Consider the following 14,714-nt stretch of genomic DNA (forward strand, 5'->3'; position numbering starts at 1 on the left):
TCACCCCTTTTCGGCGTAGAGCCGCTTGCTTGCACTAATTTCAGTTCCAGGAGCAACCACGGACCATTCTACATCGATTTCAAATGGCTGGAGACCAAGCTTGTACGGAGGAAGCTGTTCCTCGCCGCAGCTATTGCTTCCAAGTCCGCTCTGCATGTTATCGATATGAACGACATGATAGGATGCCTTCTCCAATTCATGACGATGCTTCGCCCGTTCGAGCGCTTCTGTCGTGTAATCATGCACAGTGAGTTCGCAGCTATGCCGCGATTTGAACAAGAGCGATGCCTCCTGATCGGACATACTGAACCATTTGACATCGGTACGGTTACCGTTCTCCTGCGGATACACATATGGGGTATGAAGTTCTTCAACAGCAGCGTTAAATACCCCCATTATCGATGCTTGCTTGCTATCAACATAGTTCTCTCCAAAACCTCTGCCATACCAGGTCACTTGCCCCAGCTCTTGGCGGACATGCATCTCGATACCTAGCCGTGGCAGCATGGACGGAACTTCCTTGCAGAGAATAACAGGTTCTCCCGACAGATGAAGCCGAATCGTTCCATCCGCAAAGACGATATATCGATAAGTTGAATCGAAGCCAAAGGCCTGGTTCAGAGCGCTGAAGTAAGTAGTAATATTAACTTCCGCATAGCTTCCATTGTCTTTTACATCGAAATCTACCAATTGCTCGCTGCTCAGATGAAGGAAATACTTCTTCTTCCAATCATCAACTTTGTACATATCGTTATCGATCGGCGCCCGCCACATCGTCAATCTCGGACCACGTTCAATCCATGCATCGCCCTGTCTGCAGTAGCTGTGCAAATAACCGTATACATGGTCAAATACTACTTCGAATTGATCATTGGATATCGTCGTATACACGGCATCCCGAACAATGCTTAGCTCTCCGGATACTTGGCGCACTGTCAATTCTGTGCGTACATACGGAAGCTTGAACTGCGCATCGGCTATGACGTGCCCCTGTTCGGCATAAATCGTTCCGTCCTTCAATTTATATTGCAAATTCATATAGTAATCTGTGTTCGGAAGCACCTCATCGATGGAAAAGTCGATCCGATGCTCTCGTTTCTCACCAGGTAGAATAGTATTCAGCGGTGATGTTCCCTGACTAAGTACCTGATCGTCATGTACAATTTGCCATTCGAGCTGCAAATGAGAGAGATCGATAAATTGATACGTATTCTCTATATCAATCATGCCTTGCTTGAGATCTAAAGCCGTCGTCTTCACCGGTTCGATTACTTTTTTATATTCCAGCAATGCTGGCGAAGGTATCTGATCTGGGTAAATCAAGCCATCGATGCAGAAATTACCGTTCGTAGGCTCATCCCCGAAGTCTCCGCCGTAAGCATAATAAGCATTTCCATCTGTATCGACCTGCTGAACGCCATGATCACACCATTCCCAGATAAAGCCGCCCTGAAGCCGTTTGTACTGTCTGAATACATCCTGATACTCCTGCAAGCCGCCCGGTCCGTTGCCCATGGCATGTCCGTATTCGCACATCATATGCGGCTTCTTGCCTTCATCATCGCGGCCGATCTCCTTCAGCCTCTCGAGCCTTGTATACATCGTGGAATAGACATCGGTGACAATCGCTTTGCGATCTCCTTCATAGTGAACTAACCTCGTCGGATCTAGTCGTTTGCAGGCCTGAGTCATGCTTAGGAAGTTGCTGCCGAAGCTCGACTCATTGCCCAAGGACCACATAATAATTGAAGCGTGGTTACGGTCTCGCATCACCATCCGCTCAGCGCGTTCCACATAGGATTGCTCCCATTCCTTATTATCGGACAGCCAATCGTAGCGATCGATCAGTTCGAAGCCGTGGCATTCCAGATCGGCTTCATCGATGACATACAGCCCGTATTGATCACAGAGGTCATAGAATACTTCGTTGTTCGGATAATGGGCTGTACGAACTGCATTAATATTGTGTCGCTTCATGAGAAGGATGTCCTGTAACATACGTTCCTTACTGATAGTGCGTCCATGTTCAGGGTCATGGTCATGGCGGTTGACACCATTCAGCATGATCACTTTGCCATTCACTCGAATATTGCCATCCTTCACTTCAACACAGCGGAAGCCGATACGCAGAGGGATGACCTCAATAGCCTGGTCTCCTTCATACAGCGTCACGATCAGCGAATAAAGATTCGGGGTTTCCGCTGTCCATTGCTTTGGTGCAGAGATTAGCTTAGTCAACGTAATATCATTGGTCGCTCCAGCAGAAATCGCCACTACTTGCTCCATCTGAGCTACGAGTTCTCTTTGATCATCAAGCACTTCACAGGCGATACGGACACTCTTTTCTAGTGCGAAGCAACTATCCAACTTGATCTGTACCTTCAATTCACTATCTTGGTACAATTCATCAAATGCGGTCACCACATAAATATCCTCGATCGCCGTCTCCGGCATCTGATACAGTTCAACACTACGGAAGATACCGCTCAACCACCACATATCCTGATCTTCCAGATAAGTCCCGTCCGACCATTGATAGACACGTACAGTGATCTGATTGTCACCCGCTGCGACATACGAGGTAATATCGAACTCCGATGGTAGACGGCTCACCTTGCTGTAACCCGCATGTTCTCCGTTAATCCACAGATCAAAGGCGCTATCCACACCATTAAATTTCAATATGATACGCTGCCCTGGTACCAGTTCTTCCAGATGGAATCTGCGCCGATAAATGCCTGTCGGATTCTCGGTTGGCACATATGGAGGATTGATCGGGAACTGATAATACAGATCGGTATAGCTCATCTTCCCGTACCCTTTCATCTGCCAACAGGATGGAACCTCGATATGGTCCCACTTGCTAGAATCATGGTCGATATGATAGAAGCCTGACGGAGACAATTCTGGTGCCTCCAGATAGAGGAACTCCCAATCTCCGTCCAGACTTTGATAGTCAATACTCCCCTCTTTCTTCATCTCTAGCGCTTGCTCCTTCGAGCGGTAGCGCCAGAAACTTGCGCTCGCGCTTTTACGATTGATGTGAGATAGATGAATATCCTCCCAGCGTTTATGTGCTCTTCTCATACCAGCTTCCTCCCCAATACCATTGTTGTATAACGCTTGAAGCTTTTATTTAATCGCTCCGCTAATCCCTTCAACTATATATTTCTGTGCAAAGAAGAAGGCGATCACCGGCGGAATAATCATTAATATCGTAATCGACATAATCGGAAGAATTTGTAATTCATGGACTCCTTTAAATGCAGCCAACCCTAATGCCAATGTATACTTCGAGCGATCCTGCAAGAAAATGAGTGGTCCGAGATAGTCGTTCCATACGCCGAGCATATTTAAAACTGCAATTAACGTTAGTGGCGCCTTCATAATCGGTACGAATATTCTCGAGTACGTCTGGAAGTCACTCGCCCCATCAATTTTGGCCGCATGCTCCAGCTCCTTTGGCACGCCCATCAGAAATTGCCGCAGTAGGAACACATAATACGCCGATCCGAAAAAGGCAGGTATAATCAGCGGCTTCAGCGTATTGATCCAGCCAAACATATTGAACTGCATGTAGAGAGGAATCATCGTAACGTCCCATGGGATCATCATTGTCGCTAGCAGTAAGATGAACAATGCATTCTTGAACTTGAACTCATATCTGGAAAATCCATAAGCGATCATCGAACAAGAAATAATCTGTCCAATGGTCGTTAGCACCGTAATCGTAACCGAATTCAGCAAATATTTACCGAATGGCTGGGCATTCCAAGCATGAACAAAGTTGGAGAATTTCCATTCAGTCGGGAAAAATACGACAGGATACTGATAAACTTCCGTTTCCGTCTTCAACGCGGTTAGCACAATCCAAATAAAAGGAAACAGAAAATAGATCGAAAACAACACTAGAAGAGCATAGATAATCGTCTTATACCATGCTGATGTCTTCATTTGCCCTTTCCTCCCCGCGCAGGCTTATTACTCTTCACTTCATTCTCATAAAACACCCAAACAGAGGAAGATCTGAAGATCAATGCCGTTAACAATAAGATGATAATGAACATAAACCAAGCGTTCGCACTCGCATAACCGAGCTTATGATGCTTGAACGCATTATTGTACACGAACAACCCGTAGAAATAGGTCGATTTAAGAGGTCCGCCATTGGTCAGAAGCAGGACCAGTGTTAATTGCTGCAATGCTGATATCGTTGACGTAATCAAGTTAAAGAATAGAGTCGGTGTAATCAGTGGCAAGGTAATACTCCAGAACTGCCGAAACGGCCCCGCACCGTCAATCGCTGCCGATTCATATAGATCAGGAGAAATGCCTTTAATATTCGTATAGAAGATTAACATCATCGTGCCAACACCCCAGGCGCTGGCAATGACGATAGAGATAATTGCACTATTCGGATCGACTAACCATTTGGGCCCTTCAATGCCGAGCAGGGACAAAGCGTAGTTCAAAATTCCGTATTTAGTGTTGAAAATCCAGCCCCAAATGATAGATACTGCAACCCCAGACACGACAGCAGGCAAATAGAAGATAGTACGGAATATCTTAACTCCCTTCACATGCTGCGTGATGAGTAATGCTAATATCAGTGAGATACCCAGGCTTAATGGGACATAGAAGATTGCAAACTTCAATGTAATCCACAATGATTTATAGAACTGAGGATCATCCGTGAACATCTTGGAATAGTTGTCAAAACCGATAAACTTCGGCTTAGAGGTGACAGGCCAATTGAAGAAGCTCATAATTAATGAAAACACTAGTGGTCCAACTGTAAAAAGCAATATGCCGACGATCCAGGGCGAAATAAATAAGTAAGGAGTCCATTTTGCTAATTTGCGGGCTCGTTTATAGCTTTTGGCTGCTTGTTCCATAGCTAACCTCCGACTTTCCTCTTAGTCTGATAGCATATCCCTGAGCGGGCGATTATGTCAGGAAAGGAGGGAGACGACAGCCTCATCGTCCCCTCATTCCCGCTTTATAGGTAGTTCAAAAAGTCCGTTTTTGATCACACACTTCAAGATTTCATTCAATCTAATGAACGAGGTAATCTATAAGTTTACTGTGCTGCGTCATCCAACACGGCCTTAGGATCCATTAAAGTGCTTGGATTGAAGATTGATTCAAACGCCAGTTCCAGACGTTCGGAAATCTCGCTCCAGTTGTCCACCTTGAACGAAGACGGCGTATAACTTTCGCTCAACTCCAGCATGTGATAGAACACTTTTTTCATATCATCATTCTTCAAATTCTCGCTATCTACCACGCTCTTCAGTACTGGCAGTTCATAGTCAATACGCGCCTTGTTCGCTTCTTCGCTCGTCCAGAATTTAATGAACTCCCAAGCCGCATCTTTCTTCTTGGATTCTTTCGACATCGATATACCTGAAGAAGACACTATACTGACAGCGCTTCCATTCTTGAACTTAGGCAACTCGACAATTCCGAAATTGATCCCTGCTTCCTTCAAGCCTCCGATCGACCAGGCTCCATTCGTAAACATGGCTACCTTCCCCGACTTCATCTCTGTGGATCCCGAGCCTTCGGTAGTAATTGCGTACCCTTCCTTGAGCATATTCTGGTACATCGTAAGTACTTCGATCGATTTTGGACTATTCAGATTCCCTTCAAGGTTGCCTTGATCATCGGTATAGGAAGCACCATTCCCCCATAGGAACATCTCAAAATCATAAGGGTCAGGCTTACCTGAGAAAGCAAATCCACTAACGCTATCCGCTTTATTGGTCAATTTCTTAGCATCTGCCTGCAGGTCTTCCCATGACCATCCGTCCTGCGGATATGGAATGCCCGCGGCATCAAATAAATCCTTATTATAGTAAACGACGTGTGTAGTATAGCCTACCGGCAGGCCCAAGATTTTATCATCTGCCGAGTTGTAATTCCACAGCGTATCATAGAAATTATCCTTAAATCCGCTGCCTTCCTTCTCGATATAAGGGTCCAAAGGCTCCAACGCATCCTTATAAGTCGGATAGTTCCACATGTACATCACATCCGGAGCATCCTTCGCTCCCATACCGGCCGTGATTTTCGTGTCATAATCGCTACCGTAGGCCTCCAAGTTCACTTGAATATCTGGGTGCTTCTCATTAAACTTATCGATCAGTTCTTGCTGCAATGTCAAGTTATCCTCAGAATCCCAAGTCGCAAACCGAATCGTCTGTTTACCACCCTGATCCGCCTTATTTCCTGTTCCTCCTCCACAAGCCGTTAAAGCCATACTCACCATCAACATAACGATAAATAATGATTTCCCTTTCACTTTCAGCATAAAGGCCCCCCCTAAATTTGTGTTACAAATCATAAGCACTACGCTGAGTCCAGATCATACTACACATTAATCGCTATTATACGTTGGCTGTTTGGCACCCCCTGAAATACTCAAATATGAAAGCGCATACTTATTCTTTTAAAAAAATAACTGAATATCGCTTTATGCTACGGCTTCGACATTTCTTAGCCAAGCGGAGCGTTTCTGTTTACTCATTATATTTTTAATTTTAGTAAAAAGTCAACAATTTTTATCAGTAAAAATAATCGTAAATCATCCTTATTCTGCTAATATATCCACAATTAATGTATAAAGAGCTGTTATTTCGTTCTTTACAGCCATTTCGTACACGTTAGTCATTAGTAAAAACAATGTATTTTTACTAGTAAAAATGACTCAAGTTAATAGAATTCTCGCTAAGTTGTCGAATCACTTCAAACAATGCCGATTTCGATAAATAAAAAACGCGAATCTTCAAGTTCATATCGAACTAGAAGATTCACGCTTGCGGTCAAAAAATATAAACTTACATGCTATGATTCTGCCGTTCCTCTACGCCCCATTTGTTCTGCCACTCGCTCAGCTTGGCGCGGCGGGCGGCATCCAAGGTCCGCTGCTTCTCTTCATTCACACCCAGTAGGAAATGCAAATGCGCGCCGATAACTAGCAGGGCGAAAGCCGCCCAGACAATCCCGAACCAGGATACGAGATCCCTGCCCGGCTGGAATTTAATCAGGGGAATGGCATATACCAGCATAGCCAAGGCTAGAATCAAATACACGGCATGCTTCCATTTACTCTTCTTCTTGACAACTTTCATCTTAGCTACAACTCCTTCATTTCTTGGAATAGACAATGTCCATAGGCTCGTACATGGAATCTATATATATCTACTCTATGAAGGAGATTTAAACATTATGAGAGGTTGTTCAAATTATGAGAGATTTATTTTATCGTTCTAGCCTTCAATCGATGGGCCGTATAGGTCCTGCAGGCTGTCTGTAATGATCTTGTTCACATCCTGGATGATAACGCTCAGACGGCGCTCCGCATCGAACAGTCGACGGATGTTCAAATTAAGACTAAGGCTTTCAAATTGCTTCTCCATCTGCCCCATCTCTTCCTGAGATGGCATATCTCCTGTCATCATCCGTTGCTGCATCTCATTCTGTTGTGTGCGGAACTCATCCAGCATCCGCTTGCTGTCTTGGTCCAAATCGATCAGCTTCATCGCCGATTTGATATCCGTAACCTCTTGACTTTCTCTCAACGATTTTGCTAATTCATTCGCTTTATCATAAATATTCATTTCTATTTCCTCCTGAAATTTTGTAAGAAAGACTCCAAACAATAATGATAACCGATTCATAGAGTACCTGCCACTGTTAGTGCAGATTTTTGAGGATCAGTCACCACTTAGGCATAATGAGGTAACCAGGTAACCTATCTAGCGGAACCAAAGCAAGAATATAGACTGAACTAACCCGATCATTCCCCGAGGACTACACCTAACCAAGTAATCGCACGGAATTCTTTACCGGAGACACTAAGAATGACTTCCTCCAACAATTCGATCGGGAACTTCTGTACCTGTTCGTGTACCATCTTAGGCAATTGAATGGCCGTCATCACTACTGGTATGCCACGGACTATTCCTCTTAACATACGATCTGTAAAGCCAGGAATCGCATTCTCCAATTGTGGTTTCCATGAAGTAAGCAAGGACGATAACTTCACTTCTTCGGCCCTACTTACCCATTTACCCACTGGCAACCTCTGAAGCTGCAGGACAATCCAATCCTTCCCTTCTTCATCCGCCAACATCTTCAGCAATTCACTAACAGGCTTCTCGGCATATTCCTCCAGTTTGCCCTTAATTGCTTCAGCTACTTTGGCTTTCGTCTCGTCTCCCCTTAGAGCACGGACTAGAGCAGGTGTCAGCTTGCGAACGATCTTATCTTCATCCATGAAGATCGCTGCCATTGTACCCAGGAATCCCCCCGCTTGATCGGCCATGCCAGCCGCCATCTTCGACAGCATCCGCTGACCTCCGGCAGAGAGCAGTTCCTCCTCGACCGTCTGCAGCAAGGCATCCGCAGCCAGCTCGCTCCAGCGCTCGCGGTTCTCCTCTGTCCAGCCAGGAATAACCTCCTTAAGCGCTTTGTCACCGAGACCATATTGATCCCATACCAAATCGACCCCACGCTCAAGAACCGTGTTGGCCGTATCGGTCAGCTTCAGCTTGATCGCTTCCCACTTCTCCTCATCCCATACAGTCAAAGCTGCTTCCTTCAGTGTGAGTGGACTTTGCATCCATTTATAGAGAAGTGCCTTCAGATACTCCTCTACCTTCTGCTTGAAGGAGGGGCGGAGTACCATATCCTGTAGCCCTTCCGTAGTTACCAGATAATCGGCGACGACATTCCCGAGAGACTGCGCGATATCTTCCCGACGCTTAGGTATTAACCCCGGGGTAAATGGAACGCGAAATCGACCGATCATGATCTTCTTCTCGGATGGAACAGCATCTTAATAGCAAAATGGTTCGTGATGCCACCGACGAAAGCAGCGACAGCCACACTGACAAGAATATAAACCCAAGGATTCATCTATATACCTACCTTCCCCCTGGCCCCTCATGTTCCTTCCGCAAGATCCTAGAATATAGGCTAATGAAATCAAACATGGGTCAATCACCAAGGATTCTATGTCCTCATATGATGCATTACATGCACTTACGCAGATACCCTTATTAGCATCCAGGATATCAAGCTTAAGCTTGGAAGGAGACTTACGCTTCATGCCCTCCAAAAAAATAAAGATTCAAATTATGAGCCCGAATCTGCTGGATAATGATTATCTCGTCCTAGGCGAACAGCTGATAAAACAATGGAAAATCCCAACCCATTATCCTGTACAGCTTGCATTCGGCTCATTTAGGCACACCGTCAAAGTCATTCCCTTGGCCAGGTTCGATGGCGTTAGAATCAGCCAGGAACTGGCCGGGAAAATGGTGTTCTGCCCCGTTCTTCGTTACGGCTCAGCTACCGTCCGCACTCCACTACTCTCCAGTTTGGTCCACTCGTCGGAGTGTTAATCAGCAGAGATTATGTAGGAGCTTCGGATAGACCCTTCGGTCCTATTACGATGTTCTGCAGAGAACTCGTGAAGGCTTGCCAGCGTCAGGGAGTGTATGTTTATTTCTTCACACCAGATCATATCGGAACGAGTCCTGAATCTTTGTCAGGCTGGGTCTTCGGCGAAACATGGAGACAAATCATCGTGCCTGCTGCAGATGTATTCTACAATCGTCTGACAACCCGCAAATTAGAGAATAAACCTAGCGTACAGCATTTTATGAAAGAAGTAAAATCCCGCTACGGAAGCCATTTCTTCAATGAAAAGTTCCTTGACAAGACCGAAGTCTTTGACGCGTTGGGGCGAGATGTATCCGTGTCGCGCTACTTACCTGATTCCCATTCGTTCCGCGGTTATTCCACGCTGAAGATGATGTGCAGCAAACATCCGATCGTATTCCTGAAGCCGATCAAAGGTAGTCTCGGCAAAGGCATCATACGTATCTCCAGGCTGGAAGGCGGGGCGTTTCAATCAATGACCGCATTAGTCGGAGGGACAAAAAGACAGGTCTATCCTTCGCTCACCAAGCTGTATTCCACATTAGCTTCCAAGATGAAGACAACACGCTACCAGATCCAGCAGGGACTTATCCTGATCGAAAGCGATCGACGTCCTGTGGATTTCCGCGCCTTGGTGCAGAAGAACCGGAGTGGAGCTTGGAACATCACTTCGATCGTAGCCCGAACAGCTGGCAGCCAGCATTTTGTCTCTAATCTGGCTCGCGGGGGATCGCTCAGTACAGTTAAAGACGCAGTCTCTCGAAGCTTGCTTCCTGTCGGAGTCAAATCTCGGGTCAGCGCCCAGCTGCGAAAAGCGGCACTCGACATTGCCAAAGGCATCGACACACAAATCCCGGCCCACTTCGGAGAGCTCGGCATTGATCTGGCCGTGGATCATCATGGACGAATATGGCTACTTGAGGTGAATTCTAAGCCATCCAAAAATGATAACACACCTATGGGTGGAGGAAAATCCGCCCCTCCGTAAAGCAAGTGATCGAATATGCCCGTTATTTGTCCGGATTTTAAGGAGGAGAGAAGTTTGGCTAAGCTGTCAAAAGGAGCAGTTGGCATTCTGGTAGCGAGAAGTGAAGGAACAGTTCCCTTTGCTGAGACGGCTTTCTGCCGCAATTTATGCATCATGGGAGAGAAACAAGGCCTCGAGGTATATGTATTCAGCCCTGTCTCCGTCAATCCGAATAACGGACTTGTAGCAGGCTATTTCTATGAGGATGGACGTTGGGGAAGGAAATGGTTCTCGCCACCGGATATCGTATATGACAGATATTTCTCCCATGACCGCAAGCAATTGTACCAGAAGCAACAGACACTCTCCTTGCTCAAGAAAAGCCATCCTTTCATCTTTTTAACCCGGAGTCTGTCGGGAAAATGGGCCGTGTACCAGACGCTAGGCAAATTCCCGCAGTTCACCTCTTATTTACCGGAAACCACAAAATATCAAGGTTCTCCCGCATTGACCGAATGGCTGCACACCCATCAGGGAGAGGCATTCCTAAAACCACAGATGGGCACGCAGGGCAGACGGACCTTGCATGTCAAGATGTCGTCCATCGGAAATGAACTCCATGTCACCGGGCGAGCCGGAAATAACAATATCATCAACCGTCGTTTTCTAAGTCTGAATCATGGCCTTGAATGGATCGATAGATTCATTGGACGCCGCCCCTTCCTGCTCCAGCCTTATCTTGAACTTAGCAATACAGACGGCGAGCCATTCGACATCCGGGTACTGATGCAGAAGAACGAAACTGGCCACTGGCAGCAGACCGGAATGGCAGCACGGGTCGGTCGCAAACAGTCCGTCACCTCGAATCTGCACGGCGGAGGATCGGCCCATAAGGCGCTTCCCTTCCTGATCAGAGAATACGGGAGCGACACTGGAAGTAAGATCGCCATGTTAATTCAAGAGCTCGCCGCAGAGATCCCGATGGCCCTAGAAATCCACTTTGGCCGTCTGGCAGAGTTGGGGATCGACTTCGGCGTTGATCGGGAAGGAAATATATGGATTCTGGAGGTCAACTCCAAACCGGGTCGTACTTCATTTGTGCAAATCGGCGATATGAGAAGTGCTAGAAAATCGATTCAAAATCCAATGGGGTACGCCCGCTATTTATTGCATGGCAAATCCTGAATGTGGCTCGGAAATACCGTTAGACCCCTATAATCTGACTTTTTGAACCACGTATTTTTAGGAGGAAAAAATTCATGAGTTTGACTTTTGGCAACGTCCATTTCACGCAGCAGCCTCAACGGGTCGTCTACGTGTCCGGCTCCTTAATGAAAAACCTGAAACTGTCGGGGAAAAAGTCGGTCCACCTCAGATTCGGTGGAGAACGCATTCCTGCCACCGTCAAGTCTATCAACAAAACTGGAAAACACTTATACCTGGCCTCCGGAATCCGTAAAGGAATTAAAGTTCCGAATACAGGCGGGGTGTTCATGCGCGCTCAGGAAGGCGAGGTCCAGATCGGTCCGCTCATCGGGGTACTGTCCGACGGTCCGACCTCATCAATGGTCCATCCCTTCGGGTCTAGAACTGGCTTCATCAAGCAATTGCTGACGATCGGCGGCAAGCAGTCCTATATCTTCGCCTTCACACCGAGAGATATCAATTGGAACAACGAGACAATCAACGGATTCTTCCTTGGTGAGAACGGACGCTTCTCGCGCAAGAGAGTACCTTTGCCCAATGTCGTCTACAATCGGTTGCCAAGCCGCCGCGCTGAGACGACCCATTCCATCAATCAACTGCGCGAAAGATTTATCCGCCGTAGAATCCCATTCTTTAATTGGAGTTTCTTCAATAAATCCGACATTTATCGCTTGCTGGAGAAAGATACGGCGGCTAATCGGTTCGTCCCAGAATCGATCAATAGCCCTTCACCGGAGCAGATCAAAGATCTGCTTGACCGTCATGCGCTCATCTACTATAAACCGAGCAGCGGCAGTCTTGGCAACGGTATCTACCGCCTATCACATGTGGCGAAGAACGGATATTACGCTAGATACCGTAAGAACGGGCGTAACGCCCTGCTGCGCTTCAATTCCTTCGGCAGCCTAATGCGTACGCTGCAGGCAAGACACGGGCGCACCTTGCGCGGTTATGTCGCCCAGCAGGGAATCCGGCTGATCGAGATCGACGGCTGCCCAATCGACTTCAGATTCCATATGCATAAGAATGGCCGTAACCAATGGGCCGTCGTTGGCATTGGTGCCAAGAAGGCAGGTAAGGGCAGCGTTACGACGCATCTGAAGAACGGCGGATCGCTATTGACCCCGGAGCAGGCCCTCGGAAGAACCTTCGGCACTAGAGCGGATGATGTACTTAGAAATGCAAAGACAGTTGCGATTAATCTTGCCGAAGCGATTGAAACCCACCACCAGCATCTGCTTGGAGAGATCGGATTCGATATCGGGATCGATAAAGATGAGCGGGTCTGGATGTTCGAGGCGAATGCCAAGCCGGGACGATCGATATTCAAGCATCCATCTCTCCGCGCAGAAGGCAGAGCCTCCATTGAGCATATTTTGGAACATTGCTTATATCTGAGCAAATTCCGGAGGAGGGATGGCTAATGAGTCATCTTTTAGCTGACCAGAAGCCTGTCGTAGCCATACTCACGGTACATGACAAAGAAAAACAATTCAGAGGAAACCGCGCCAACTTCCGCGATCTTGTGAAGATCGGCAGGGAGCTTGATTTCCCCGTCTATATCATCACGACAAGGGATTTGAAATTGTCAGCCAAAAAGGTGCATGGCTATTCTTATAGTCCAGAGGAAAAAGGCTGGAAGAAACTGTGGTTCCCCCTGCCCCATGTCATATATAACCGGATTCCGCTACGTGAAGATGAGATTAAGCCGCAAGTAAAGCGAATTATTGACCAATGCGTAAAGCATCAATCCATTCAATTGTTCAACCCGTACTTTTTCAATAAATGGCGCCTATTCGACTGGCTGAAGAAGAACCGCTCTACGCATAATCTCGTTCCTGATACGAAGAGAATGCGCTCTTCACAGACATTGTACAGCATGCTAAAGCAGCATAGAACCTTATATTTGAAGCCTGAGAGCGGTAAGGCCGGTAAAGGGATTATGCTACTGAAATATAATTCCGACAGCCCAAAGCCCTATCAATTAACGATCCAGGGCAGAAGAAGAAGATGTCATCTATGCCACCGATAATATGGCTAACATGTGGCGGAAAATTAGAGCAGAGACGATCCGTGTACCATACATTATCCAGCAAGGCATCCCTCTTGCTTCCTATATGGACCGCCATTTTGATCTGAGATTACTTGTGCAGAAGACCGGAAAAGGCATATGGAGCGTAACCGGGGTCGGCGCCCGCCTGGCTGGACCTCACCGGATTACTACTCATGTCCCACAAGGTGGAAGCGTAGAGGATCCAGAGAAAATGCTGACTCCGACTTTCGGCTCCGACATGACTACTTTCTTGATCAACCGGCTTAAATCGAGCGCCCTACTCATCGCCAAGCAGGTAGAGCGAGGCTGTGGCCATACACTGGGAGAGATGTCCATGGATCTTGGAATTGATACAGAAGGCAAGATCTGGTTCTTCGAGGCCAATGCCAAACCGATGAAATTTGATGAACCGCAAATTCGTAAAAAGTCATTAGAACGAGTCTTCCAATTTAGTAATTATCTAGCACATCAGGACAAATAACGTCTGTAAGGAGGGATGGACCAAGATGAACTGGTTAACTCTGAAGCCTAACAATGAGATGGACTGGAAAAGAAAGCAAAGCGATATTCTGGCATTTATATGCAGGTATGGCGGCAAACGAATGTACAGAAATGTCTACCAAGAGCTGCTGAAGCTCAGCTACCGAGATCTGAGCAAGTCCGGCACATCTTTACAACTGGTCACCGTCCAGGCAGAAGACGGCCCGAGAATTGCCGCCTTCTCCGGGGCAACAGGATATGGTCAGGACATCTGTATCGTCGTGGTCCATCCTCTGTACCGCAGGATCGGTCTTGGCACGGCCCTACTCAAACAGCAGCTTGCCGCCCTCGGCTCGCTGACCTGCCGGATTGCGCTGGATGATCTCGGGGCCCTTCAGATGGGGTTCCGAGCCGGACTCTGCGCAAGGGGCATGATTAAAATCCATGGTGGCAAACGCGGGTTACTCCTACAGGACCCATTGCAAGATCCTTTGCTTGGCCCATCAGAGTCCACCGGAAAGCAGGAATCTGCCGCCAACCTCGCTCAAAGAAGGTGAA

Annotated in this window: 10 protein-coding genes and 2 pseudogenes; 5 read left to right on the plus strand and 7 right to left on the minus strand. The window is 47.0% G+C overall.

Annotated features, from left to right (window positions below; translation table 11 throughout):
• The 7 genes from RE628_RS19425 to RE628_RS19455 form a co-directional block, all read right to left on the minus strand.
• A complete protein-coding gene (locus RE628_RS19425) occupies positions 1–3,087 on the minus strand; it encodes a glycoside hydrolase family 2 TIM barrel-domain containing protein (RefSeq protein ID WP_309154584.1) in 3,087 nt (1,028 codons plus the stop codon).
• 45 nt (positions 3,088–3,132) lie between these two features.
• Entirely contained in the window at positions 3,133–3,954 is an 822-nt protein-coding gene (locus RE628_RS19430; RefSeq protein WP_309154585.1) for a carbohydrate ABC transporter permease, read from the minus strand.
• Positions 3,951–4,895, minus strand: a complete 945-nt coding sequence (locus RE628_RS19435) for a carbohydrate ABC transporter permease (RefSeq protein WP_309154586.1) — start codon at positions 4,893–4,895, stop codon at positions 3,951–3,953. Before RE628_RS19435 ends, RE628_RS19430 begins: the two co-directional genes overlap by 4 nt.
• Positions 4,896–5,080: 185 nt before the next feature.
• Positions 5,081–6,313 (minus strand): ABC transporter substrate-binding protein, encoded by a 1,233-nt coding sequence (locus RE628_RS19440; RefSeq protein ID WP_309154587.1) that lies wholly within the window; start codon positions 6,311–6,313, stop codon positions 5,081–5,083.
• A gap of 526 nt (positions 6,314–6,839) precedes the next feature.
• Complete coding sequence (locus RE628_RS19445; RefSeq protein WP_309154588.1) at positions 6,840–7,133, minus strand: hypothetical protein; 294 nt, start codon at positions 7,131–7,133, stop codon at positions 6,840–6,842.
• Positions 7,134–7,271: 138 nt separating this feature from the next.
• A complete protein-coding gene (locus tag RE628_RS19450; protein ID WP_309154589.1) occupies positions 7,272–7,622 on the minus strand; it encodes a YlbF/YmcA family competence regulator in 351 nt (116 codons plus the stop codon).
• Between the two features lie 179 nt (positions 7,623–7,801).
• The gene (locus RE628_RS19455) at positions 7,802–8,815 is read right to left on the minus strand and encodes a DUF445 family protein (RefSeq protein WP_309154590.1); all 1,014 of its coding nucleotides are present in this window, start codon (positions 8,813–8,815) and stop codon (positions 7,802–7,804) included.
• A gap of 298 nt (positions 8,816–9,113) precedes the next feature.
• Between RE628_RS19455 and RE628_RS19460 the strand changes: the two are divergent.
• From RE628_RS19460 to RE628_RS19480, 5 genes and pseudogenes are all read left to right on the plus strand, one after another.
• Positions 9,114–10,479, plus strand: a pseudogene (locus RE628_RS19460) (YheC/YheD family protein).
• 13 nt (positions 10,480–10,492) lie between these two features.
• Positions 10,493–11,602, plus strand: a complete 1,110-nt coding sequence (locus RE628_RS19465; RefSeq protein ID WP_309154591.1) for a YheC/YheD family endospore coat-associated protein — start codon at positions 10,493–10,495, stop codon at positions 11,600–11,602.
• Between the two features lie 74 nt (positions 11,603–11,676).
• Entirely contained in the window at positions 11,677–13,047 is a 1,371-nt protein-coding gene (locus RE628_RS19470) for a YheC/YheD family endospore coat-associated protein (protein WP_309154592.1), read from the plus strand.
• A pseudogene (locus RE628_RS19475) lies at positions 13,047–14,157 on the plus strand (YheC/YheD family protein). The gene RE628_RS19470 and the pseudogene RE628_RS19475 overlap by 1 nt, the downstream one beginning before the upstream one ends.
• A gap of 25 nt (positions 14,158–14,182) precedes the next feature.
• Positions 14,183–14,713 (plus strand): GNAT family N-acetyltransferase, encoded by a 531-nt coding sequence (locus RE628_RS19480; RefSeq protein WP_309154593.1) that lies wholly within the window; start codon positions 14,183–14,185, stop codon positions 14,711–14,713.
• The last annotated feature ends 1 nt before the right edge of the window (position 14,714 follow it).

The sequence above is a fragment of the Paenibacillus sp. D2_2 genome (genome assembly GCF_031199965.1).
GTDB lineage: Bacteria > Bacillota > Bacilli > Paenibacillales > Paenibacillaceae > Fontibacillus.